Raw genomic sequence first — 22,532 nt, 5'->3', positions numbered from 1 at the left:
GATAACACCGAGCACACTGTTGGCCTGGCACCGCAAGCTCGTCGCTTGCCGGTGGAACTACTCCGAACGACGTGGTCCCGGACGGCCGCCCACGAAGGTCGCCATCAAGAAGCTCGTGCTGCGCCTCGCTCGCGAGAACAGCCGATGGGGCCATCGCCGGATTCAGGGTGAACTGGCCCGGCTCGGACACCCGATCGCCGCCTCGACCGTCTGGCAGATCCTGCACGCAGCGGGAATCGATCCTGCCCCGCGGCGCAGCGGTCCAACCTGGCGCGAGTTCCTTTCCACACAGGCCACCGCCGTGATCGCCTGCGACTTCCTCCACATCGACACCGTAGGCCTGCAACCTCTGTACGCCCTGGTCTTCCTCGAGCACCACACACGGCGCCTGCACGTCGCCGGCGTCACCGCACGCCCGACCGCTGCCTGGGCCACCCAGCAAGCCCGTAACCTCGCTATCAGCCTGGGCATGCGCATCGACGCGCTGCGCTTCCTCATCCGAGACCGCGGCAGCAAGTACACCGACGCCTTCGACGCCGTGTTCCAAGCCGAGGACATAGAAATCATCAAGACACCTGTCCGAGCACCGAAGGCCAATGCCCACTGCGAGTGAGTGATCGGCACCCTCCGCCGAGAAGTCCTCGACCACATACTGATCCTGGGCAAAGCTCATGCGTGTCGGGTCCTGGCCGAATACCAGAGGCATTACAACGCGCACCGCCACCACCAGGCCCGAGACCAACTACCTCCCCAGGTTCACGAACAACCGCCTCCAGTCGATGCAACGGCCAGCCGGAGACTGCTGCGCTCCCGCGTCCTCAGCGGCCTGATCAATGAGTACAGATACGCCGCCTGACCAGCAGCGAGGAATATTCGAGCCCCACACGTCTCCAGCCGAGTCACGCAGCAACGTCTGGTCGACCTACTCGAAGCGCCGCGCTGCTCGCCGACGTCCACGTCGCAATGCCTCTTCCGACTACCGTGCACACATGATCAACCAGCGGACTTTGCATACGCCCGATGGTCATCGCCCCGACCAGCAGGTTCTGACCGCTGCCCATCTTCAGCCGCCGGGTGGCGCGGCACTCTCCCCCGACCGCTGCTCGACCGTCGTGACTTCGCTTCGGACATAGCCCACTCGCGACGGACCGGCTCGCAGAACTCACTGCGGATCTTGCGGGCATCGCTCTGGCACAAAGTTGGTGGCGCGCCCCGATGATCACGAGCCGGGGCGCAATTAGTCGATCACGAATCGCAGCCGCCCAGACCAGCGACGTCTCCCAACTCCAAGGGTTCGCCGCTGGCCTGCTCAAGGACTACGACGCCGTCCGCAACGGACTCACCCTGCCCTGGAGCTGGCGCTGTTAAGGGCACCGTGACGAAGCTGAAGGCAGTCAAGAGAGCCATGTACGGCCGCGCAAACTTCGACCTTTCCACGCTACTTTCTGAGGGCATGTGCGTGCGCCTCGTCGAGGAGCTCGCGCAGCACAGAAGAGGTCGGTGCCACGGCTGTGGCGAGCAGCGCCGACCCACCGGCCAACGGTGCTAGGACGGCGCACCCGTCGTTGGAGCCCTCCCGGAGCAGGACAGGGTCGTGCCGGACGTCGATATCCGGGCCCACGAGCAGAAGTTGGCCGACGGCGCGGTGGCCGTTCAGGACGGCTGGGCCGTCCCAGCCGGGCTCCGGGTTTCCATATGCCGTGTGCTGGTCGAGCAGTGTGCGTCCGGCGCGACGGACCAGGATCCGGTTGACGAGGTGGCCGGGCTCCTCGTCGGCCCGGCCCAGTAGCTGCTCCTCTCGCAGCACCAGCCGTGCGGTGGCGGCGAGTTCAACGGTGCAGGTCTGGCGCAGGTTGCTGCCGGCGGCGCTGATCAGCGGCTGCGGCAGCCAGCGCAGGCTGGCGTGCTCCCCGACGGTGATCCGCACGTCGTACGTGGCTGCCTCGGTGGTGGGGCCGCGTAGGGCGAGTGTGGCGGCGGCGGTGGTGACCTCCAGTTCGGCCCGGTCCTCGGCTGTGATGTCGAGGACCAGCCGGTCGCCGCCTAGTGGGGCGCTCATCGCGCCGATGATCCCCACTGCGGCGGCGTTCCCGTTGGTGCGCATGCGCCGCAGGTGGAATGGGCCGTCGCTGCGCAGTTGGGGGAGCGTGGTGACGCGTCCGTTGTGCGCGGCGCGGATGCGGGCGGTGGCCCACACCCCGTCCGGGGTGTGGGCGCTGGGAGCGTTGGCTGGCTGGTGTTCGGCGAGTTGGGCGGTGTTGGTCATACCGCTGCCTTGGAGTGCCACTCGGCGAGCTGGGTGGTGACCCAGTCGGCGACCTCGTGGATACCGGCGTCCGCGGTGATGCTGGTGAAGATGACGGGAAGGTCGCCGCGTTGCTTCTTGGCGTCGGCGGCCATGGTGTCCAGGTCTGCGCCGACGTGCGGGGCGAGGTCGGTCTTGTTGATGATGAGGAGGTCGGCGGTGGTGATGCCGGGGCCGCCCTTGCGGGGGATGTCGTCGCCGCTGGAGACGTCGATGACGAAGATCTGCACGTCGACGAGGCCCTTGGAGAAGGTGGCGGTGAGGTTGTCGCCGCCGGACTCGACGAGCACGAGGTCGAGGGGAGGCAGGGTCTCCTCCAGGTGCTCGATGGCCTCCAGGTTGGCGGAGATGTCATCGCGGATCGCGGTGTGCGGGCAGGCGCCGGTCTCGACGGCCGTGATCCGCTCGGGCGGCAGCACGGCCTCGCGGAGCAGGTACTCGGCGTCCTCGCGGGTGTAGATGTCGTTGGTCACGACGGCCAGGGAGTAGTGGTCGCGGAAGGCGCGGCAGAGCGCGGCGACGCTGGCGGTTTTGCCGGAACCCACCGGACCGCCCAGACCGACGCGCAGTGCCCGGCGGCTGCCGTCGTGCCGGATCGCTGCGGCGCTGGAGAGGTGCTGGTCGAGCAGAGATTCGTGGTAGTGCATGGCAGCTCCGTTCGAGGAAAGGGTCAGGAAGCGAAGAGCCGGACGGTCCAGGCAGCGTGCTGCTCCCCGGTGATGTCCAGCAGCGGCGAGGACGCCGATGGCAAGGCGTCGATGCCCTCGATCTCCACGCGGACCGCAGCATCGGCGGCCGACGTGGCGACGTTGTCGGTGCTGGCACTGAGACGTGCCAGCAGACGCGAGACGCCGAGAGGGTCGAGGCCGAGCAGACGCACTGCAGCGGTGGCTGGGCCACCGGCGCTCTCGTATGCGGCGGCTTGGGCGGCGTCCACCGGGGCGAGCCCGGCGGCGCGGGCGGCAAGGCCCAGGACGACGGGCTGGTGGGCGCCCCGGGGACGCTCGGCGGCCAGGCGTTCGAGCTCGGCAGAGGGGAAGGTGGCGCGTGCCGCGCGCATCATCTGCCGACCAAGCCTGCGCGACACAGCACGCAGTGCGGGGGAGGGGGTACGCGCGTCGGCGGCGTCGTCCAGCAGCAGCGGGTCACATCCGGCGGCGGCCGCGGCGGCCAGACCGGCCGTGGTCAAACCGGTGGTGTGCAGGCGTCCGCGGCAGAACGCCTCCAGGCTGTCGGTGTCGTGTACGGCTCCATGCGCGACCGCGGCCTCAACACCGCCGGAATGGGCGTACCCACCAGCGGGAAAGCGGCCGTCGGCCAGCAGGAGCAGCGCTGCACGGCTCATAAGCGGGCGGCTGCCTTTCACAAGGGTCGGATATTGCGCTGTGCCCGGCCGCAGTGATGGCGTCGGCGGCCGGGCACAGGCCGGATCAGAAGAGGAAGTACCGCTGTGCCATGGGCAAGTCGTTGACGTAAGCGCGCGGCACCTTCACACCGTCGAGAGTGGTGGTCGAGTCCCCTGTGGTCGCACCGCCGATGGTGACCTGGAAGCTGTTGTGATCGACTTCGAGGCCTTCAGGCGTCGCGTCGTTCAGCTTCATGTGCGTCTTGTTGATCTTCCGGGTGCTTTCGATCGGCACGAACTTCTTGCCGAGGCCGAGACCATCGCTCTTGTTCTGGCTGTTCGAGTCATTCGGGTCCTTCGGGCCGTTTAGCTTCTTTGCCACATCGTCGTTGGCCACGAAGTTGTGCGAGTTGCTTCCCGGGGAACGGCCGGTGGAGCCCCAGACAGCCCGCGGCAGGTAGGGCTGCGGCGTCGTGATCGACGCGTTGGCATCGCCGACCTGCGCGTAGGCGATCTGACCGCCCTTGATGACCATGTGGGGCTTGACGCCGAAGAACTTCGGCTCCCACAACACCAGATCGGCCAGCTTCCTTTCGACCTTTGCCGGCTTCGTTTGGATCGTCGGATCCCATTGCTTCTCTACCTCCACGGAACCGACGTATTTGTCGACACCGTGGGTGATCGCCGGGTTGATGGTGTACTTGGCGATGTAGCGGCGCGCCCGGTAGTTGTCGTTCGGCGCCAGCCCCTCTTCGTTGTACGGGTGCATTTCGGCCGGGTTCCCAACTTCCACGTCCGGTTGGAGCCCTCTATCACTCGCGTACTTGGCGCGCGCACGGATCTTCGCGATCGCGAGGTCCTCGTCCAGGGGACCGTAGCGGACCTTCATGACGTGAGCCGTCTGCCAGGTCCGCATGATCATCTCTCCGATGCGGCCCATCGCCTGGGCGTCGGAGGACATCATCGAGATGGCGCCCATGTCGTGGAGGAGATCCTCCGCGGCCATAGTGGACGGCCGGATACGGGAGTCGGCGAAGGCCATGTCCGCGGGGATGTCCGGGTTGAGATGGTGGCAGACCACCATCATGTCGATGTGCTCCGCGACGGTGTTCACCGTCAACGGGCGGGTCGGGTTGGTCGAGGCGGGAAGGACGTTCGGGTCCTTGACCAACTCGATCATGTCCGGCGCGTGGCCACCGCCGGCACCTTCGACGTGGAAGATGTGGATGGTACGCGGATCGACCTGGTTGCCGTCGAAATCCTCCGCGAAGGCCTTGCGGGTTTTTTCGAGGAAGCCGGACTCGTTCAATGAGTCCGCGTGCAAGGCCAGCTGAACTCCCGACTTCTCGCAGTACTCCAGCGCGGTTCTGATCACCTGGGGCGTTGCCCCCCAGTCCTCGTGGATCTTGAAGCCGCAAACCCCGGCCTCCACCTGCTCCTTGAGCGCCTCCTCGTTCCTCGTGCTGCCCTTGCCGAGCAGGCCGATGTTGACCGGGTACTCGTCCAGCCCTTCGAAGGTCCGGGCGATGTGCCACGCGCCCGGCGTCACCGTCGTGGCCGTGCTCCCCTCAGCGGGGCCGGTACCGCCGCCGATGAGCGTGGTCACGCCTGAAGCGAGGGCCTCGTGGATCTCTTCGGGACAGATGAAGTGGACATGTGTGTCCACCCCGCCCGCGGTGAGGATCCGCCCGTTGCCGGAGATCACCTCGGTGTTTGGGCCGACCACGAAATTCGTCGGGGTCGGCATCTTGGCCCCGGTACGGTTATGGGCCGGCATCTCGAATTGCGGGATCTCCTTCATCGTGTCGGGGTTGTACGCCTTGCCGATGGCCGCGATCTTGCCGTCATAGAGACCAACATCGGCCTTGACCACACCCCACCAATCAAGAATCAGCGCACCTGTGATGACCGTGTCAACGGGCGAATCAGGCTTGTAATCGCCCTTTCCCCTTGGAGTCTTCGACATCCCCATCGATTCGCGGATCACCTTGCCGCCGCCGAAGATCATCTCGTTGCCGCTGTACGACGGCCCACCGCTCCAGTCGGCCTCGATCTCGATAGTGAGTTCAGTGTCGGCGAGGCGGACGCGATCCCTGGTAGTCGGCCCGTACAAGGCGGTGTAATCCACCCGCTTCAGCACATTGCTCGATTTCTTGCTCTGGCCTGACTGACCCGCCGTGCCCTTGCCCCGCGAAAAACTCATCGGAGTGCCCCCTTGCTCAGTCCCTCGATCTCCACCAGTTCGACGCAGCACTCGTCGCCCGGCTCGAAGCGAACGGACGTGCCCGCAGCGATGTTGAGCCGTCGGCCCTGGGCCTCCGGGTGCTTCTTAAGCTCCGTGTCGACGACGAACTTCTTATTTTGCGAATCCCACTTCAAAGCCATGAGCCCCGAGTTGACCTCGGTGAGGTTGTAGTGGGAGCCGACCTGGATGGGGCGGTCCTTGTCATTCCTGACCCGGATCGTCGCCGCGTCGTCCTGCAAGTCCTTGTTGAACTCGATCGCCTCGTACCAGGCGTCCGCATCCGCGCACTTGTCGCAGCACTTGGACGAGTCCTTGTCGTCGTCGCAGTCGACCGGGCATTCCGGCTTGCGCCGTGGCTGGGGGTGTTCGACCTTGCCCGGGTGGATCTCGAGCTCGTCCTCCGCCGCCGCCTCCGGGATTGGGTTGTGGATGGTGACCAACTTGGTGCCGTCCGGGAAGGTGGCCTCCACCTGGACGTTCTTGATCATCTCCGGGACACCGGCCATCACGTCGTCACGGGTGAGCACCCGTCGGCCCGAATCCATGATGTCGCTGACCGACTTGCCGTCACGCGCCGACTCGAAGACGTAGGCGGTCAGCAGAGCCATCGCCTCGGGGTAGTTAAGGCGCAGTCCCCGGTCACGACGCTTCTGTGCGACATCGGCCGCAACGTGGACCAGCAAGCGCTCTTGCTCATGTGGGGTCAAATGCATGATGAGCCGTTTTCTCTCTTTTGGGACGGTGCGTGCGGCCGGGCATGCCGGAGACGGAGAACGTTCCCCGGCACAGCGCGGGCACTCCTCGATTAAGGAGGGTCTACTCGGTGCCGGTGACGTTCTTCATCAGCCCATCGTCACCATGAGCTCTTTCTCGGTGGCGATGTCGTCGGAGATGCTGACGTCGACGTTGATGTCGGCGTCGACCCGCCGCATTGTGTTCTCGATGTTGGTCGGCACCTGGCTCGGATCCATCATGATCCGGCCGTCCTTGACGAGGCTCGCGCGGTGGTGCCCCCGGTCCAGGACCTCGCGCACGTCCTCCGGGGCATGGTCCGGAATCGGGAAAAGCTGATCGTCCCCATGCGACTGCGCCACGCAGCACCGAACCCTTCAGTCAACTACCGATGAGACGGACAGTGATCTTCAGTATGCCGGGCGTGAACGTCGCAGGGCGGGCGGTACCGATAATGGTGGGGGCGGACGAAGCAGCCATGCCTGAGCGGCCGCCCCAATCCGAGTGTCACCGTCGCCGTGCGGCAGGATCCCTGGCCTGCTGCCAGCGGGCCAAGGCCTCTGGCGACACCCGTGCGTACTTCGCCAGCGACGCGACCGACGTGTGCCCGGAAAACGCCAGCAGGGTGGAGGTGTTGGCGCCGCCCTCGACCAGTGAACGAGCTGGCGCATCCGGATTGACTCCAACTGCGGGTGATCGAGCAGGTGTGCCTCGTCGATTTTACCGACCGCCGGTGCCCGGATTACGTTTCTGACCTGCGCTGATACGTAACTTACATGTCCGTGATGATGACGTCGCGATGATCGCTGTCGCCTGCTGGGGTGATCTTGCGAAGCGGCCCGGCCACCGGGGGCAGTGGCCGTGCCGCAGGCTCGGGCGAGGTGGAGCGTCGTGGTCGGGTGATCGTGGCCGGATCGGCGAGCTTCGCTTCCAGGTCGGCGACGCGCAGACGTTCTTCCAGGGTGCGGTTGTCGGTGGTGAGTTGACGGACGCGTTGCTTGACGGTGGTCTCGGTGGTGATCCGTTGGATGGCTTCTTCGGTCCATTCGGCTTGCAGGTCGCGGATCTGGCCGAGGAGTTCGCCGATGCGGGTGCGTTGGTTGAGGATCTCGGCGTTGGCGGCCTTGAGTGCGTCTTCGGCGTTGAGGGCCCGCTCCCGCCAGGTCGCCTCGTGCTGGTCGTCCAGGTCGGCCAGTGCTTGGCCACGCTGCTCGTCGGCGTCCGCGATGGCTGCGGCGACCGCGCTCCGCGCGTCGGCGTTGGCATAGAGGAACGTGCTAGAAACCCCGGCGCGACGGCCGACGGCGGCGACGCTGACTGGGGTCTTTTCCTTGCGTAGCCGGGAAATCGCGTTGTGGACGCGGTCGAGGGCGGCCTGCGTGCTGCTGCGGCGGGCGGCCAGCGCGGCGGCGGTGCGAGGTTCCGGAACGGTTTGATCGGTCATGGGCAGGCTTCTCCGTGTCGGTGGCAGAGTCGTCGTCCTCGTTGTCGGCAGCGGCGGCGAGGTCGGCGGCGCGGAAGGTGGTGGACCACACGCGTTGGAAGTAGTCCTGGGGCTTGCGCAGGTCGAGGTCGAGGGCTTGGTCAAGCAGGCCGAGCCCGGCCAGGGCTTTCTCCAGGCCGTCGATGGCGCGGGCGGTGGGCTCGAAGTAGCGGTGCAGGTAGTCGGCGGTCGCGTCGTCGGGAGCACCCTCGGCCAGTTGCCTCCATTGTTCGCGTTTGCCGCCAGTAAAGGAGATCCGCGCCGGAGAGGACGAACTTGTCGCAAGAATGGCAGTTGAGGTTCCATGGACAGGCCCCGCCGTCGACCACTGGTTGGAAGGTGCAGAACCCGCCCTCGGCCGGCGTACTGCGCCGAGACAGATCGACCGCCATGGCCTGGGCATGCTCACGGGTGAGCGGGGTGTTCGGTTCGGTGAGGAGTTCGCCGGGGGTTGGTCGTGCCGGGGCCAGCAACCCAGACGTGCTGCAGCACGTCCTCCAAGTCCGAATGCGAAAGATGCACCTAGTGTTCCGCCATGCGGTCGCTAACCTGGCCCAGGTACCTGCGGATGTGGGTCAGGCTCGCCCCGGCGCGCAGCAGGTTGGTGGCCAGCGTGTGTCGAGCTTGGTGGGCTACCCAACTGCCGAGATCGAGCGTGTCGACCCAGTCTTTGAACCGTCGGTGAAACCACTGGTAGGTCAGCGAGACGGTGCCGTCATGGTTGCGGTAATTGCTGGGAAACAACGCCAACCTGGCCTGTTCGGTGCCGGTGGGTCGGCGGCCGTGCTCGGCAGTGAAACGGTCGAGGGTCTTGCGCTGCCGTTCGGCGAGAACAGCGTAGAGACGCTCGGGGATGCGGATGGCGGCGTCGTAGTTGCCGACCTTGGTCTGGTCATGCCAGAACATCGGTAGTCTGCCGTAGCGGCCGAGGCAGTCCCAGCGCAGCTTGAGGACTTCCCCGATGCGGCGGCCTGTGGTAACGGTCGTTTCCCAGACATCGCGCAATCCTCGGTCCAGCGGGTCGTCGACCTCGGCGAGTTGCCGGAGGTTTTCCTCGTCGGCCAAGGCGCGGGCGACGTCGTCAGGAAACGGTCGGCGTGCGGTCCGTCCGGTGGTGGCGCCAGCGGTGGGAATGGCGATGATGAACTCCCGACCCAGGCAGATCCGGTCAGCTGTCCCGTTGTCCATCGCATCCCGCAGCATCTTGCGGACTGCGTTGAACACCACCGACCGCGTGGTTGTCGTGACGATGCTTGCCGAGCCGTCGGTGCGCTTCATGGCCAGCGACGGCAGTCCGTCACGTTCGCGGTGGCGCTGGTCGGCCACGAATCGCCGCATGTGCTCGCCGTGCAACCGTGCCGGGTCGTGCCCTCCAGCGGGGGCATCGACCTCCAGGAACGCGCCCAACTCCACCGCTGCCCGTCGTAGCCCGTCGACGACACCGGCCGTGCGTGGGCAGCGTGGTGATTGCAGCAGATCGGCCAGGTAATCCCAGACCAGGTCAAGCAACCAGCGCTGTCGAATACCAGTCAGATCGACGTGGCTGGCGCGCTCGAACCGAACCCCGAAGTGGTCGGTCTCCAGGAATCCGGCCTCCCTGGCCTCGGCCGGAGTGAAGTAGACCAGCCGCAGTTCGTGGAGGATCTCTTTGGCGATCGCGCCGGTGAACTCGGCGCACCCACCAGCGCCGAACTCGAAGCCGATCAAGGAGTCCACCTCCAAAGCGCAGCAGGTGGTCACCAGTGAACGGATCCAGCCCAGGTCCCACCGGGTCGGCCGGGCGCGCTGGGTGTGAATGAACAGACCCCACTTCAGCTCGGCCCGCACCAATGACCGCAGCCCGCGCAGGTTGATCTGCCCCGGCCAGGGCCGTGCCGGCGCGGCGGCGCACCAGCGACGGAACAGCTCCCTCGTCGGCGTAGTTGACCGGGACAGGCCGGTCAAACTGCTCGTACCGGTGCCACGAGCCCGATGGCAGCGCAGCGCCACCCGGACCGTCCTCACGGCGGTAACTGCTCTCGTGCCAAGAACAGAGCCCCAGCGGCGAGTCGGCCAAGTTGACACAGACCGTTACCACTGGGGCCGCGCCGGATAGTCCACGAGCTGGAGCGTCGGGGTGGTTGGCGTGCTACGCGGATGACGGTCGACCCTCGCCGCCGGGGTCGTAAGCGTTCGGAGTATCGGCGGTGGGAGTGACGGCGCGCCGATGGCGCTGCGGCAGACTGCATTGGGCCCGGAGTGGGTGGTTATTCTGGCAATATGGCTCGGCAGCTGGTCACGGACCGGTTAATTCTGCGAACTTGGCACATCGAGGATGCGGACGCGGCGCTCGGTGTCTACGGCAGTGCCGAGGTCGCGCGGTGGCTGAGCCCGATCATGGAGCGTGTTCCCGATCTCGTGGCCATGCGCCTGTTGTTGCGGCAGTGGATCGCCGAAGACGCTAGGGCACTCCCGCCCGTAGGGCGTTGGTGCATCCAGCGGCGCGAGGATGACCGCGTGATTGGTGGTGCGTCTCTTTTGCCGCTGCCGCCGGGTAATCAGGACCTTGAAGTGGCATGGCACCTGCATCCGGAACTCTGGGAACGTAGTTACGCGGGTGAGGCTATGTTCGCGCTGGTTCGGTGGGCGTTCGAGCACGAGGTCGATGAGCTTTTCGCGACGGTCCAGCCGGACAACGTCAGGGCTGCGGAGACGGTTCGTGAAAACGGCATGGAGTGGGCTGGGGAGACTGACAAGTACTTCGGGCAGACCGTGGACCTTTACCGGCTTCGGCCGGCGGATCTTGACCATTCAGCGCCGCGTGCGGACGTGCCGCCTGGCTTCCAGTGACGGCGGGGGCACCGCTGGACTGACGGTGATTTTGCTCTTTTCCGGTCCCGGGAGAGTAGGGTTGCGGGTAGCTGGTTGAGCCGGTTGTGCGCGCGACGGCAGGGCTGCTCCCACGTCATCCGTTGAGACACGAAGGGCCGCCACCTTCACAGCTCTCGTAAGTCGAACGATCATCTTGTTCGACTTGGATTGGGTGATTTCATGACCATCCGAACGCCCGTGCACGCCCTTCAACGCGTGGGACCTCTTTTTGGGGCTACCACTGAAACACCCGTGCCACCAGGGCCTGAGCTGTATCGGGAAGCCGTCGAGATCGAATCCGCATTGCGGCTCGGCCTCACCTATCCCAGCCACGACGTGGTCGTGCTGACCGCGACCGGCGAAGTCGACACCGCAACGGCCCCACGCGTGGCCGCTCTGCTCTGGCCTCGCCTGCTGACCAAGCTATCGACCGTCGTACTGGACCTCAGCGGCGTGACCTTCCTCGGCGTGGCGGGGTTGGAACTGATTACCGCCGCTCTCGCCTATGCCCCGTACCGGGATGTGGAATTCATCGTGGTCGGCGGATCCACCGCTGTCGAGCGAGCATTGCGAGCAGGTGGGCTGGGTAGTTCGAGCCTGGTCCCTCACACGGTCTGAGCAATCCGATGTTCTGAATCACAACGAGGCGACTCGCCAATTGTCGGCGTCCCAGGGTGGCCGGGCGGCCGGACCACCGCCGCTACTGACCATCCGTACCTCCGCCTCGGCCTCGGCCTTCAACTGTCAGAGGTACGGGTCGCGCCAGGTTGGGTGCGGTGACCGGCCCGAGCGGTCGGCGTGGCCTTCCCCACCGCCCCGACAGCAGCATCGCTGAACGTCGTCCCTCTCCTCACCTTTCTGTGGGTAGTGTGATGGTGATTCCGCTGAGGCAGAGGTAGATCATTGTGGACAGTGATTCGGGGCTATGTCCGTAGCCGCGGCGTTGGATGACGCGGATTTTGCTGTTGATGCCTTCCAGTAAGGAGTTCGAGAGACCGAGTTCGATGGCGGCGATGATGGCGTCGAAGTGGTTTCGGATGCGCTGGACCAGGTTTCGCATGGAAGGGATGCGGCTGCGGAGCGCTCGAGTACACCAGGATTTGAGGTAGGCGCGGGCCTCGTCGGGGTCGATGACGCGGTAGACGTCGCGGAATTCTTCTTTGAGTTCCCAGGCACGCCAGAGCCGGTAGCGTGTCCGGCGTAGCTGGTTGATGATGTCGCGTTGTTTGTCGGTGAGGTTCTCCGCACCTTTACGCAGAGCGCGCGGGTGGATCGCCATTGGGCGCTGGGGATGGGTGCTTCAGTGGCCTGCGCGGTACGGGCACGGTCAACGGCCTCGTTGACCCATTTGATGACATGAAAGGGATCCATGCAGATCTCTGCTTGCGGGGGCCCGGTCCTCGGCGACCGGCCGGTAGATGCCGCTACCGTCCATGGTGATGGCCTCCACCTGCTCGCTGCGCTCGTCGCCGAGGGTGTCGAAGAATTCCTCGAAGGCTTCCTTATCTCGTCCTTCTTGGACCCAGATGACCTTCCGGGTGTCGTGGTCAGCGACGACGGTCAGATACTTGTGGCCGCGCTTGTAGGAGATCTCGTCCACACCGATGCGGTAGACATCGTCCAACCGGGCGTCATCGACATGCTCGACCACGACCCGGCCGACGATGCGGTCGACAGCTTCCCAGGAACACCGCATCAGCCGGGACACGCTGGTCTTGTCCATACGCTGGGCCAGCCAGGCGATCACATCCTCAAAATCACGGGAGTGCCGGGCACCGGGCCTGGCCCACGGGAGTTCCTCGGTACGCACCCGCCCGCAGCCCCGGCAGTCGATGCGGTGGATATCGGCTTCCAGCCATACCTGGCAGGCACCGAAGTCCAGATGCCGCCACCGGCGGCGGGAGGTGTCGTAGCGGCCGCGCTGCTTACGGCCGCACGGGCAGACCAGCAGCCGACGGCGCCGCCGCAGCCCCAGCACGATTCCCTGATCTGTGAACGACACCGACTCCACAGACGCCCCTGGCAAGGCCAGGATCCGGTTGAATACAGTAGTAACGCGCACGTGAGCCCTTCGGGTACGGATGGTCTAGGCAACCTCCGAACCTAGCCGCTCACGTGCGCCCTTATTCCCGGCCCGAGTGGCTGGCAGACCTGCGCGAAGTGCGTGCGGCCGACGCGCTGGCCTTCCACGGGAACGTGCTCGCCGTCGCGGGCACCTACGGCGACCCCACAGCGGCGCGGCAGGCCGATCTGCTGCTGGTGGACGTCGCCGATCCCGCACGCCCCCAAGCCCTTGGGGGCGGTGGCCGCCGGGAGCCCGGCGGATCTGGCGTTCAGCCTGGACGGCCGCACGCTCGCCACCGCGAGCGGCCCACCGGTGCTATGGGATGTCACCGACCCCACCAGACCGGTCGCGGTGGAGCAGCTGACCGGGCCTCGTCCGACACGTCCGCTGTGGCATTCGACCGCGATGGCCACGGCCTGGCGACCGCGAGCAACGATCCGCGGAACCCCGCGGCGCTCCTGTGGAACACCGGCGACCTGCTGGAGGTGCGAGCGAATTGGCCTGCGCCGCCGTCGGTCCCGGCTTCACGAGCAGGAGTGGGACCAGTACGCACACGGCCTGCCCTACCAGCAGCTCTGCCCGTGACCGCGCAGCGGGGCGCGATCACCAACTCCAAGATCCCTACAAATCAAGTCTCTACGATTTGAGGGGATCCGACACGGGCGTTGGTCGACTCGCTACCGCGATTAGCTAGTGAGCGCTGGCGGATGGTGGGCCGACCAGGCCTAGCTAGGCTGCTGACACGGCCAAGGAGCGTGCGAGTTGCTGGGCAGTAGGGATCGGAGCCTGTGGAGGATCATGATTTCCGATGCGGCGCCCACTGCAGGTGGGAAAAGGCCGTCACGGCAGCACATTTGGCGGGATGATGCGGGGGCTGCCGGCGGCCACCGCCCCGGCGAGGCGCGTCCGGTCGGCGACGTGAGCGCAGGGCGCGGTAGCGACTTCTCTGAGCTGGCCCGGTTGATCAAACAATGCGGCCTGCTGAATCCTCGCCGTGGCTACTATGCGGCGAGGATGGCGGGCAACGGCGGGTTGTTCGCGGTCGGCGCGGTGGCATTCGTGTTGCTTGGTGACTCCTGGTGGCAGGTGATCACAGCGGTGGTGCTGGCGGGAGTGTTCACGCAGCTCGCCTTCATCGGGCACGATGCCGGGCACCGCCAGATCTTCCGCACCCGCGGGGCAACGACTTGGTGGGTCATGTTCACGGGTGTTTCACGGGGATCAGCTACGGCTGGTGGGTCGGCAAACACAGGCGCCACCACGCCAACCCGAACCACGAGGATGCCGATCCCGACATCGAGGTTCAGGCATTAGCGTTAACCGCCGAGCAGTCCCGCGCCCAGCGCGGCGTTCTCCGGTGGATGGCGAAGTACCAGGCGTTCCTGTTCTTCCCGTTGCTGATGTTCGAAGGGATTAGCCTGCACGTCCGCAGCATCCGGGCGGTGCTGAGCGGGAAGTGAAGATGCGCCGGATGGAAGTCGCGCTGCTGCTCGCGCACGTCATTTGCTACCTGACCACGGTGTTGCTCGTGTTGTCGCCGCTGAAGGCGGTGGTGTTCATCGCGGTGCACCAAGGCCTGTGGGGCGTGTACATGGGATGCGCGTTCGCGCCCAACCACAAGGGCATGCCGATCCTGTCCGCGGCTGACAAGCCGGACTTTCTGCGCAAGCAGGTGCTCACCTCCCGCAACATTCGTGGGAGCCGGTTCGTGGACTTCCTGCTCGGGGGCCTGAACTACCAGATCGAGCATCACCCTTTTCCCCAGCATGCCGCGGCCGAATCTGCGGTATGCCCAGCGGCTGGTGCACCTGTTCTGCACCAGCCGAGGAGTTTCGTACAGCCAGTGCAGCCTGTTCCACTCCTACGCGCAGGTGCTGCGGCACCTGCATGCCGTTGGCGCGCCCCTACGACACCAGGCGGTCAGTCGCGGCACCCCGTAAAACCACATTGCGCCGGGCCAACGATCCGTTCCTCAGCTGGAGGGACCGCGGCCACGGCGGTCTATCTGGTTGTGAGGAGTTGGCCGCCGTCGGTTTCCCAACGGGCCTCGGGCGATGTCTCCGCTTGCTGTGGGATGAGCGCGGCAGCAGCGGAAGCCGACTCTGGTGCATCGGTGAGCAGGTCGTTGGGGGAGGCGACACTGTCCGGTTCGGACGCCTTGGCCAGCATTTCGTTCCCATGAAGTTCGGTCGTGTCCGCAGGGATGACCAGCAGGACCATTCGGTGCCCGGTGGGGCTGGTCATGCTCACTGTGTGCTCATCGAGCGCGTGGAATCCTTCGAGGCGTACCTGGTGCCCCTCGACGCGGAGTTTCCGTGGGGCCGGATTCCAGGCAGTCAGGTTGTAGGCGAACCGGTTCATTGGCCCCGAGGTGGTGGTGAGTGCGGTGAGCAGCGCGGTGAACTCGGTTGTCGGGTTCGTCGATCGCGGCCACCAAGCGCCGTCGACGAATCCTCGAGAGCCGGTTGCCGGCTTGAGTGTGAAGCGCGCGAGCGCAGGAGTCTGCGTGGTGCCCGGGTGTGACTGGTTGAGTCCCATGGCGGAACTCCTTCCCAGTCGATCAACGACCGGTACTGACCCCCGGGACTGTGAAAGCTGGACTGCTCACGTTGCCGAGAACCTCGTTGGTGCCATACTACGCCCAAAGTCGCAGATCAGGGGCCAGTCCGGGGCTGGTGCGCAGCCGAGTCGCCAGCCGCAGCGTCAGCGGGATTGAGCGGATGATCGGCGAGACGGTGCTTGACATCCTGTCGTCGTGCAACGAGGACAGCGAGATCAGATGGCAGCTGTATCCCGATGTGTGCGGCTACCTGCCGGTCGGCGGTTACGTTCGCAGGCATCCGAAGACGCAAGAGAGGGGCTTCCGGTGAAGGCAGCCACCGTGGTTCCGGGCAGGCCGGAGTTGTCGGCGGTCACCGAACTGCCCGATCCCGTCCCGCAGCCGGGGGAGCTGCTCGTCCAGGGCCTGCTGGTGGGGTTCTGCGGCATTGATCGTGATGTCACCGAAGGAGCGCATGACCTCTTGCCGCCGGGGCAAGACCGCATGGTTCTATTCCACGAGTCCGTCGGTCGAGTGGTCCACGCGCCCGCAGTCAGTGGTTTCCAGGAGGGCGACTACGTGGTTGGCGTCGTCCGGCGCCCGGACCCGCAGCCATGCGAGGCGTGCACCGCCGGACAGTGGGACTTCTGTCTCAACGGCGAGCACACCGAGCGCGGCATCAAGGGACTGGACGGCTTCGGTGCTCAGCAGTGGACGGTCGAGCCCCAGTTCGCGATCAAGGTCACCACGGCGCTCGGTGAGCTTGGAGTGCTGACGGAGCCTGCATCGGTGGTGGCCAAGGCGTGGGAGCAGGCCGACCTCATCGGCAGGCGAGCCTACTTCGCTCCCCGTCACGCGCTGGTGACCAGCGCGGGACCGGTCGGTCTGCTCGGTGCTCTGCTCGGCGCGCAGCGTGGCCTGAACATGCACGTTTATGACCACGTCACTGCGGGGCCGAAACCGGATCTGGTGCGCGCGCTGGGCGCCACCTACCACGCCTCGCTGGACGATCTGGGTTGCGAACCGGATGTCGTGATCGAGGCGACCGGATCCGGCAAGGTTCTTTTCGAGGTGCTGCGGCACACTGCGCGCAACGCCATCACCGTGCTGACCGGCATCACGGGCCACCACCGCACCGTGCCCGCCCCTGCGGAGGCGATCAACAACGAGTTGATGCTGGACAACGACGTCGTCGTGGTCAGCGTCAGCGCCAACCTGCGCCACTACAACCAGGCCGTGCAGGCGTTGGCCGGCGCGGATCGGAACTGGTTGGAGTCCTTGGTCAGCCGCCGGATCCCGCTGAGCGAGTGGACCGATGTCTTTGAGCCGGGTCCGGACGAGGTGAAGGGCGTCGTCGACCTTCAGGCCTGACCGAGCAGGTGCCAGAAAAGAGGCGATCGGTCCGGTAGGTGCTGTGCCGGTTGCTCCGCGCCGATGCTCGACGGTGTCCGTGGTGAGGAGGAAGGTGAGCACCTTCCCGAGCGGGTGATCGAACGGTGGATGCGCAGTAACTTGGCAACTCCGGCAAGGTCGAGCGAGTGGCACGCGACGGCCGGTATGCGGAGGGCCCCCGCAACTGCGGAGGCCCTCACCGGAAACACTTGCTCGAGTTCAACGAGCGTCTTTCGCACTTCTGGGTTCCACGTACTCCAAGACTTCGATGGGACTCAGGACTACGAACGTCCTTGCCGTTGGACCATGCGTTCCCTTCGGGGCTGCCGTGACATCGCCCCTTCGGTTGACCGACCCTTTCCATCGATTCACCGCATATTCAGTACACACCCGGCCTGGATATACGTCAATGGGCGTGAGCGGCCTGCGTGGAGTGTCGATCTTTCGTTGGTGTGCCACGAGTTTCGTCGTGCTGTGCCGTGGCGGTGGGTGAAGCTGGGCAGCGGCGGCCATGCCGTCGACTGCTTGTTTTGCGGTGTGCCGTCGATGTTTGACGGTGACAGACGAGGTCGACCTTGTCCTGGATACTTCCGAGCGGAACGTCGCTGGCGATCATGAGTGTCGCGGCGAGGTACCGGAGGTCATGTAACCGGATGCGGGGTAGTCCGGCTGCGTTGGTGCGAGAATAAGCGTGAGGATCGAACACATCGGGGTCGCATGAATGAGGAACGTGATACTGAGTTCGTGACCAGGGGCGGGCACGGCGGGATTGCGCGGCTGCAGGCGAAGGCTGAAGCGCGCCTCGGTTTGCTGGCTGCGGGCTTGCAGGAGTACGCGTTCTTCGTGCTTGATGCGGCGGGTCGGGTGGATAGCTGGGATGACGGGGCAGAACGCATCATGGGCTATCGCGGCGAGGAGATCATCGGGAAGCATTTCTCGGTGTTTTCACCGGCTGACGCGGGCGCTGCCGACCACGCGGAATGGCAGCTGGCTCAGGCCGCCGAGTTTGGCAGGCATGTGGACGAAGGCTGGCTCCTGCGCCGGGACGGTACCCGCTTCTGGGCCCATGTGGTGATCACCGCGCAGCGATCGCCGGAGGGCATCGTGCGGGGTTTCATCCAGGTCACTCGGGATGAGACCGAAGCTGGTGCCCGGCAGCAGCGGTCGAGCCGGCGGTTTACTGATCTGTTCGACCTCACTCCTGTCGGTATCGCTTTATTCGATGCGGCCGGGCGCGTGCTGGATGCCAACGAGGCGCTGTGTGGCCTGCTGGGCTATCGGCTGCATGACCTGAACAACATGCCCGCCGCGGGCCTGCTGCACCCGGATGACCGGGGCGCAAGCCTCCTCGTGGACGCCGCGGCAATGGATGCACCGTTGAACCGGTCACGGGTGCACCAGCGGGTGCTGGTGCGTTCGGATGGCCAGGTGGTGCACTGCGATGTGCACAGTGCGGCGTCGGTGGCCGACGACGGAAGCCGGTTCTGGCTGGTGGTCTTCCAAGACATCACCGAGCGGCTGCGCCTGATCGAGACGTTGTGTTACCAGGCCACCCACGACGATCTGACCGGACTGCTCAACCGCGCGGGCCTCAACGAACTGCTCGATAGCTTGCTGCATGGCGGCGCTGAGCAGGTCGCTGTGTTGTTCTGCGACATTGACAACTTCAAACGCGTCAACGACGCGCTGGGCCACGAGGCCGGCGACGAACTGCTCACGGTGTTGGCGCGGCGCCTCACGGGCGGGTTGCCGCCCGGATGCACGCCGACGCCGGCCCGGCTTTCTGGCGACGAGTATCTGGTCATTTGTTCGGACGTCGACGTCGTGGGGGGCCTGGAGGCCTTCACGATTTGGGTGGCGGAGCTGCTGCGCACGAACGTGCCCGTGCGTGGATACCCCGTCGCCGTGTCGGCCTCGATCGGGGCTGCGATGCTCGACCGGGACACCGTCAGCGCGGATCTGCTGCGCTACGCCGACGCGGCGATGTTTCACGCGAAGAGCCTGGGCCCCGGGCGAGTGTCGCTGGCCACGCCCACCATGATCGCCACAGTGGAGGGGCAACTGGGCCTCGAAGAACAACTGCGCGCAGCAATGGAGACCGACTCCCTCGTCCTGCACTACCAGCCGATCATAGCCGGCGACCGTTCCGTCGTGATGGCCGAGGCGCTGGTGCGCTGGCCGCATCCCGACCGCGGCCTGCTCTCACCGGAGGTAATCCTGCGCGTGGCCGAGCAAGGCAACCTGCTGCGCGAGCTGGACCGGTGGGTGCTGCGCACCGCCTTACGCGAGGCGACCAGCTGGCTCGCCCCGAATGGACACCCAGTGGCTGTCGCGGTCAACCTGGTCGATCTGCTGCCCCACGACCCGGAATTCGTCGACGACATCACCGCGATCATCACCGACTGTGGCATCGACTCGCACCGCGTGGTCCTGGAAATCGTGGAAACGTCCTTGATCGACCTGCCGGCTCGGCCCCGAGAAGCCATGGTCGAGCTGGGCGAACGCGGAGTGCGCTTCGCCCTGGACGACTTCGGCACCGGTTACTCCTCGTTGGCCCGCCTCAAAGACCTTCCCACACAGATCATCAAACTAGACCGCCAGTTTGTCTCCGGAGTGGAAACCGACGCGGCCGACGTCGCCATCGCCCAAGCCATGACCGGCATGGGCCACGCGATGGGACGCAGCTGTGTCGCCGAAGGCGTCGAAAACAGCGGCCAGTTCCAGGTCCTCAGCGACCTCGGAATCGACCTCTACCAAGGCTGGTTGTTCTCCCGCCCACTCCCAGCCGACCAGCTCCGCGCCTTCCTCGAAAATCCACCCACCTCGGAACTGGCATAGAACCAGCACGCCGAGCTGCATGCGGCCCGCCCCGAAGTCTCCGGACAGTGGCCCCACTAGAATGGTTGTCCGGAACGAACGGCTCGATACCTCCTAATACGACGGCCGGTGCGCCCAGTGATCAGGAGGTGATCGTCCAGCGGTTGTGACCTGGTCAGAAGCTCGTCGTCGCCTGCCGGTGTGAGTCCGGTCCGGGTAGCTGTCAGGAGGCCCGATAGCAGGCTGGCAGCCTGGTCTGGAAACGGGTCGGGTTGAAGCCCAGCGTCGAAAGCCCCGTTGGGGGAAGCAACTGAGCGGTCCGTAGCGGGTAGCGAAGCCTGCCGCGTCGTTAGACATTGAGGGAGAGCCGAGCCGTGCGGCTCACGGTGAAGGCCATGGAAGCGGTGAAGATCCTGGAAGTGCAGCCGCGAGGGACTCCCCGGCGTAAGAGGGCGCGGAACGTTCAGATGGTGACGGCGGGAACTGGGGAGGCCCTCCCCGGCCGAAACGTCCTGCGTATGACGTGGGCAGGCTCGTCCTATAACCGGTGTGGAGCCGGGAAGTGGATCGGGTGCCGGGAAGTGGATCGGGTGCCGGGAGGGAGTCGGAGGCGGTCGTATTACTGATCGAGCCGTGCGGACAACATAACCGCCGGTGAGGGAAGGGCCGCTGCTTCGTTCATGTGTCATTGATCGGGAACTCAAAGGTCTGATCTTCGTTGATCTGGCATGATCGCTGGTGTGCGGGATGCGCGGAGGTTATCGCCTGAGACGCAGGAGGATCTGCGGCGCAGGGTGGTAGCGGCTGTCCATGGTGGGATGACCCAGGCCGAGGCGGCGCAGGTGTTCGCGGTGTCGGCGCAGTCGGTGTCCAGATGGGTGCAGGCGTGGCGAAAACGCGGTTCGAAGGGTCTTGCCGCGCGTCGCCGGGGTCGCAAGGCCGGGGAGCAGAAAGCGTTGAGTGCCCGCCGGCAGCGCAGGCTGCGGTATGCGGTGGCCGAGCACACCCCGGCCACGTTCGGGCTGACCGGCCTGGTGTGGACCCGCAAGGCCGTGGCCGAGCTGATCCGGGTGCGGCACGGCATCGTGTTGAGCCTGACCACGGTCGGCAAATACCTGCGTTCCTGGGGGCTGTCACCGCAGAAACCGATCCGCAAAGCCTACGAGCAGAATCCCGAAGCGGTGCGGGTGTGGCTGGAAGAGCACTATCCGGCTATCGCCGCCCGCGCCCGCCGCGAAGGCGCGACGGTGCTGTGGCTGGACCAGACCGGGATCCGCTCGGACGCCGCCGTGGGCCGCACCTGGGCCCCGAGGGGCACGACGCCGGTGGTGGGCAAGACAGGCAAGCGGTTCAGCGTGAACGCCATGTGCGCGATCGGCAACAAGGGCGAGCTGTACTTCACCGTCTACATCGGGTCGTTCAACGCCGGGGTCTTCCTCCCCTTCCTCAACCGCCTGGCCGGCCATCACGGCCGTAAGGTCCACCTGATCGTCGACGGACACCCCGTCCACCGCCGTAAGACCGTCCAGAAGTGGCTCACCGAACACCGCTCGGACATCGAGATGCACTTCCTTCCCGGCTACAGCCCCGAGCTCAACCCCGACGAGATCCGGGGCGCCGACCTCAAACGCGCCGTGTCCACCGGCACAGCACCGAAAACCCGCGACGAGCTGGAAACAGGGGTCCGCTCCTTCCTCCACCGACTCCAGAAGCTGCCCGACCGAGTTCGCTCCTACTTCGGCAAACCCGAAGTCCGCTACGCCGCCTGACATCACATATTTGCCCTGCGCATCAATAAACGTGTTCCTCCGAGGGAGGCCGCTGAATAATCGGCGTGTCTCCCAAGAATGTGGGTCTGGTCTGGGAGAATCGGTTTGTGCAGGGTGTGGAGCGGGTGGATCGGGAGTTGCTGGACGCAGAGGCTCTGGTGGGGCATCTGGTCCCGGCGGGGAGCATGTTCGCGTTCCTGGCCGGGCATCGCCAGGATGTGTTCCCTGATGGGGAGTTTGAGGATCTGTTTCCTTCGGGTAAGGGGCGGCCGTCGATCCCGGCGTCGGTGATGGCATCGGTGCTGGTGCTGCAGACGTTGCATGATCTGTCGGATCGGGAGACGGCTGAGGCGTTCCGGTGTGATCTGCGGTGGAAGGTCGCGACCGGGATGACGTTGGACCATGCGGGGTTTGACCCGTCGACGTTGGTGTATTGGCGTAAGCGGTTGGCGAAGTCGGATCGGTCGCATCGGATTAACGAGGCGGTCCGCGCGGTTGTGGAGGAGACCGGGGTCTTGCGGGGCCGCCGCAAGCGGGCGGTGGATTCCACGATCCTGGCTGATGCGGTGGCGACTCAGGACACCGTCACCAGTTGATCTCGGCGATCCGGCGGGTGGCCCGGCAAGTGCCCGGCGCGGATGAGCAGATCGCGCAGGTGCGCACCGGCCACGATTACTCCGCGCCGGGGAAACCGAGAATCGATTGGGACGACCAGGCCGCCAAGGACGCACTGGTGTCGGCTTTGGTCAACGACGCCAAGGCGCTGTTGGCGGCGCTGGCCAAGGCCGAGTTGGAGGGTGAGGCGGAGTTCGCGTTGGCGTTGCTGGCGCTGGTCGCCGGGCAGGACGTCGAGCCCGCCGAAGGTAGCGATGGCACCGATGGGCGGTGGCGGATCGCCCGGAAGGTCGCCCCGGACCGAGTGGTGTCCATTGTGGATCCGGATTCGCGGCATACCCGCAAATCGCCGGAGAACCGGCGGGACTAGCGCCC

Annotated in this window: 24 protein-coding genes and 4 pseudogenes; 13 read left to right on the top strand and 15 right to left on the bottom strand. The window is 65.8% G+C overall.

What is annotated here, in order from left to right:
* The first annotated feature begins 19 nt into the window (after positions 1-19).
* The 3 genes from DL519_RS46620 (at position 20) to DL519_RS16825 (ending at position 1,368) form a co-directional block, all read left to right on the top strand.
* The gene (locus DL519_RS46620; protein WP_223839128.1) at positions 20-613 is read left to right on the top strand and encodes a helix-turn-helix domain-containing protein; all 594 of its coding nucleotides are present in this window, start codon (positions 20-22) and stop codon (positions 611-613) included.
* On the top strand, positions 614-856 hold the full coding sequence (locus DL519_RS46615) for a transposase (protein ID WP_223839126.1): 243 nt from the start codon (positions 614-616) through the stop codon (positions 854-856). It abuts the gene before it with no gap.
* A 359-nt stretch (positions 857-1,215) separates the two neighbouring features.
* Positions 1,216-1,368 carry a hypothetical protein gene (locus DL519_RS16825; RefSeq protein WP_190816176.1) on the top strand — a complete coding sequence of 51 codons (153 nt, stop codon included), beginning with the start codon at positions 1,216-1,218 and terminating at the stop codon, positions 1,366-1,368.
* Positions 1,369-1,438: 70 nt separating this feature from the next.
* Here the strand turns inward: DL519_RS16825 and DL519_RS16820 are convergent, their stop codons facing one another.
* The 8 genes and pseudogenes from DL519_RS16820 to DL519_RS16790 form a co-directional block, all read right to left on the bottom strand.
* Positions 1,439-2,266 (bottom strand): urease accessory protein UreD, encoded by an 828-nt coding sequence (locus DL519_RS16820; protein ID WP_190816174.1) that lies wholly within the window; start codon positions 2,264-2,266, stop codon positions 1,439-1,441.
* Positions 2,263-2,952, bottom strand: a complete 690-nt coding sequence (gene ureG / locus DL519_RS16815; protein WP_190816171.1) for an urease accessory protein UreG — start codon at positions 2,950-2,952, stop codon at positions 2,263-2,265. Before ureG ends, DL519_RS16820 begins: the two co-directional genes overlap by 4 nt.
* A 23-nt stretch (positions 2,953-2,975) precedes the next feature.
* A complete protein-coding gene (locus tag DL519_RS16810; RefSeq protein ID WP_190816170.1) occupies positions 2,976-3,650 on the bottom strand; it encodes an urease accessory protein UreF in 675 nt (224 codons plus the stop codon).
* Positions 3,651-3,735: 85 nt separating this feature from the next.
* Positions 3,736-5,853, bottom strand: a complete 2,118-nt coding sequence (locus tag DL519_RS16805; RefSeq protein ID WP_190816168.1) for an urease subunit alpha — start codon at positions 5,851-5,853, stop codon at positions 3,736-3,738.
* Positions 5,850-6,335 carry an urease subunit beta gene (locus tag DL519_RS48730; RefSeq protein WP_263399813.1) on the bottom strand — a complete coding sequence of 162 codons (486 nt, stop codon included), beginning with the start codon at positions 6,333-6,335 and terminating at the stop codon, positions 5,850-5,852. Before DL519_RS48730 ends, DL519_RS16805 begins: the two co-directional genes overlap by 4 nt.
* A pseudogene (locus tag DL519_RS46605) lies at positions 6,312-6,608 on the bottom strand (urease subunit gamma); the annotation flags it as partial. The pseudogene DL519_RS46605 and the gene DL519_RS48730, both read right to left, overlap by 24 nt.
* 129 nt (positions 6,609-6,737) lie before the next feature.
* Complete coding sequence (locus tag DL519_RS16795; RefSeq protein ID WP_190816165.1) at positions 6,738-6,989, bottom strand: hypothetical protein; 252 nt, start codon at positions 6,987-6,989, stop codon at positions 6,738-6,740.
* A gap of 410 nt (positions 6,990-7,399) precedes the next feature.
* Positions 7,400-8,071: a DUF6262 family protein gene (locus DL519_RS16790; RefSeq protein ID WP_223839123.1), complete on the bottom strand. Its 672-nt coding sequence runs from the start codon at positions 8,069-8,071 to the stop codon at positions 7,400-7,402.
* Here DL519_RS16790 and DL519_RS46600 point away from each other — a divergent pair.
* The gene (locus tag DL519_RS46600; protein ID WP_223839121.1) at positions 8,070-8,408 is read left to right on the top strand and encodes a hypothetical protein; all 339 of its coding nucleotides are present in this window, start codon (positions 8,070-8,072) and stop codon (positions 8,406-8,408) included. The two genes, DL519_RS16790 and DL519_RS46600, sit on opposite strands and share 2 nt — an antisense overlap.
* A gap of 224 nt (positions 8,409-8,632) precedes the next feature.
* Here DL519_RS46600 and DL519_RS16785 read toward each other — a convergent pair whose 3' ends face one another.
* Positions 8,633-10,114 (bottom strand): tyrosine-type recombinase/integrase, encoded by a 1,482-nt coding sequence (locus DL519_RS16785; RefSeq protein ID WP_223839119.1) that lies wholly within the window; start codon positions 10,112-10,114, stop codon positions 8,633-8,635.
* Positions 10,115-10,348: 234 nt separating this feature from the next.
* Here DL519_RS16785 and DL519_RS16780 point away from each other — a divergent pair, with 234 nt between their 5' ends.
* Together DL519_RS16780 and DL519_RS16775 are read left to right on the top strand one after the other, a co-directional pair.
* A complete protein-coding gene (locus DL519_RS16780; protein WP_223839118.1) occupies positions 10,349-10,939 on the top strand; it encodes a GNAT family N-acetyltransferase in 591 nt (196 codons plus the stop codon).
* 273 nt (positions 10,940-11,212) lie between these two features.
* Complete coding sequence (locus DL519_RS16775; RefSeq protein ID WP_190816163.1) at positions 11,213-11,578, top strand: STAS domain-containing protein; 366 nt, start codon at positions 11,213-11,215, stop codon at positions 11,576-11,578.
* Between the two features lie 232 nt (positions 11,579-11,810).
* Here DL519_RS16775 and DL519_RS48725 read toward each other — a convergent pair whose 3' ends face one another.
* The 5 genes and pseudogenes from DL519_RS48725 to DL519_RS46595 form a co-directional block, all read right to left on the bottom strand.
* Positions 11,811-12,239 carry a transposase gene (locus DL519_RS48725; RefSeq protein ID WP_263399656.1) on the bottom strand — a complete coding sequence of 143 codons (429 nt, stop codon included), beginning with the start codon at positions 12,237-12,239 and terminating at the stop codon, positions 11,811-11,813.
* Positions 12,240-12,284: 45 nt separating this feature from the next.
* Positions 12,285-12,331, bottom strand: a pseudogene (locus DL519_RS50050) (hypothetical protein); the annotation flags it as partial.
* A gap of 31 nt (positions 12,332-12,362) precedes the next feature.
* Positions 12,363-12,770 (bottom strand): annotated as a pseudogene (locus DL519_RS50045) (transposase); the annotation flags it as partial.
* Positions 12,771-13,063: 293 nt separating this feature from the next.
* The gene (locus DL519_RS16765) at positions 13,064-13,354 is read right to left on the bottom strand and encodes a hypothetical protein (RefSeq protein ID WP_190816161.1); all 291 of its coding nucleotides are present in this window, start codon (positions 13,352-13,354) and stop codon (positions 13,064-13,066) included.
* A gap of 511 nt (positions 13,355-13,865) precedes the next feature.
* A complete protein-coding gene (locus DL519_RS46595; RefSeq protein ID WP_223840472.1) occupies positions 13,866-14,180 on the bottom strand; it encodes a hypothetical protein in 315 nt (104 codons plus the stop codon).
* Between DL519_RS46595 and DL519_RS16760 the strand changes: the two are divergent.
* Positions 14,112-14,965 (top strand): annotated as a pseudogene (locus tag DL519_RS16760) (fatty acid desaturase family protein). The gene DL519_RS46595 and the pseudogene DL519_RS16760 sit on opposite strands and share 69 nt — an antisense overlap.
* A 61-nt stretch (positions 14,966-15,026) precedes the next feature.
* Here DL519_RS16760 and DL519_RS16755 read toward each other — a convergent pair.
* Complete coding sequence (locus tag DL519_RS16755) at positions 15,027-15,563, bottom strand: DUF5994 family protein (protein WP_190816159.1); 537 nt, start codon at positions 15,561-15,563, stop codon at positions 15,027-15,029.
* A gap of 182 nt (positions 15,564-15,745) precedes the next feature.
* On the opposite strand from DL519_RS16755, the gene DL519_RS16750 reads away from it, so the two are divergent.
* The 6 genes from DL519_RS16750 to DL519_RS16725 all read left to right on the top strand — a co-directional run bounded on the left by DL519_RS16750 (position 15,746) and on the right by DL519_RS16725 (position 22,527).
* Positions 15,746-15,895 (top strand): hypothetical protein, encoded by a 150-nt coding sequence (locus DL519_RS16750; RefSeq protein ID WP_190816157.1) that lies wholly within the window; start codon positions 15,746-15,748, stop codon positions 15,893-15,895.
* On the top strand, positions 15,892-16,935 hold the full coding sequence (locus tag DL519_RS16745; protein ID WP_190816155.1) for a glucose 1-dehydrogenase: 1,044 nt from the start codon (positions 15,892-15,894) through the stop codon (positions 16,933-16,935). The genes DL519_RS16750 and DL519_RS16745 overlap by 4 nt, the downstream gene beginning before the upstream one ends.
* 738 nt (positions 16,936-17,673) lie before the next feature.
* Complete coding sequence (locus tag DL519_RS16740) at positions 17,674-19,794, top strand: putative bifunctional diguanylate cyclase/phosphodiesterase (protein ID WP_190816153.1); 2,121 nt, start codon at positions 17,674-17,676, stop codon at positions 19,792-19,794.
* A gap of 707 nt (positions 19,795-20,501) precedes the next feature.
* On the top strand, positions 20,502-21,542 hold the full coding sequence (locus DL519_RS16735) for an IS630 family transposase (protein ID WP_190815763.1): 1,041 nt from the start codon (positions 20,502-20,504) through the stop codon (positions 21,540-21,542).
* A 65-nt stretch (positions 21,543-21,607) separates the two neighbouring features.
* Complete coding sequence (locus DL519_RS16730; protein WP_190816151.1) at positions 21,608-22,138, top strand: transposase; 531 nt, start codon at positions 21,608-21,610, stop codon at positions 22,136-22,138.
* Complete coding sequence (locus DL519_RS16725; RefSeq protein ID WP_190816149.1) at positions 22,135-22,527, top strand: hypothetical protein; 393 nt, start codon at positions 22,135-22,137, stop codon at positions 22,525-22,527. The genes DL519_RS16730 and DL519_RS16725 overlap by 4 nt, the downstream gene beginning before the upstream one ends.
* Positions 22,528-22,532 lie beyond the last annotated feature (5 nt).

The organism is Saccharopolyspora pogona (assembly GCF_014697215.1).
In the GTDB taxonomy this organism is placed as follows: domain Bacteria; phylum Actinomycetota; class Actinomycetes; order Mycobacteriales; family Pseudonocardiaceae; genus Saccharopolyspora; species Saccharopolyspora hattusasensis.
Note: the sequence above shows the minus strand (reverse complement) of the source record. Positions and strands in the feature narration are given on the sequence as shown.

Excerpts from the sequence above, each read along its gene's own strand:
- DL519_RS16790 (WP_223839123.1), bottom strand. The coding sequence starts at position 8,071 with ATGACCGATCAAACCGTTCCGGAACCTCGCACCGCCGCCGCGCTGGCC.
- DL519_RS16735 (WP_190815763.1), top strand. The coding sequence starts at position 20,502 with ATGATCGCTGGTGTGCGGGATGCGCGGAGGTTATCGCCTGAGACGCAG.
- DL519_RS16810 (WP_190816170.1), bottom strand. The coding sequence starts at position 3,650 with ATGAGCCGTGCAGCGCTGCTCCTGCTGGCCGACGGCCGCTTTCCCGCT.
- DL519_RS46600 (WP_223839121.1), top strand. The coding sequence starts at position 8,070 with ATGGGCAGGCTTCTCCGTGTCGGTGGCAGAGTCGTCGTCCTCGTTGTC.
- DL519_RS16825 (WP_190816176.1), top strand. The coding sequence starts at position 1,216 with ATGATCACGAGCCGGGGCGCAATTAGTCGATCACGAATCGCAGCCGCC.
- DL519_RS48725 (WP_263399656.1), bottom strand. The coding sequence starts at position 12,239 with ATGGCGATCCACCCGCGCGCTCTGCGTAAAGGTGCGGAGAACCTCACC.
- DL519_RS16755 (WP_190816159.1), bottom strand. The coding sequence starts at position 15,563 with ATGGGACTCAACCAGTCACACCCGGGCACCACGCAGACTCCTGCGCTC.
- DL519_RS16820 (WP_190816174.1), bottom strand. The coding sequence starts at position 2,266 with ATGACCAACACCGCCCAACTCGCCGAACACCAGCCAGCCAACGCTCCC.
- ureG (WP_190816171.1), bottom strand. The coding sequence starts at position 2,952 with ATGCACTACCACGAATCTCTGCTCGACCAGCACCTCTCCAGCGCCGCA.
- DL519_RS16750 (WP_190816157.1), top strand. The coding sequence starts at position 15,746 with ATGATCGGCGAGACGGTGCTTGACATCCTGTCGTCGTGCAACGAGGAC.
- DL519_RS16740 (WP_190816153.1), top strand. The coding sequence starts at position 17,674 with ATGAATGAGGAACGTGATACTGAGTTCGTGACCAGGGGCGGGCACGGC.
- DL519_RS16805 (WP_190816168.1), bottom strand. The coding sequence starts at position 5,853 with ATGAGTTTTTCGCGGGGCAAGGGCACGGCGGGTCAGTCAGGCCAGAGC.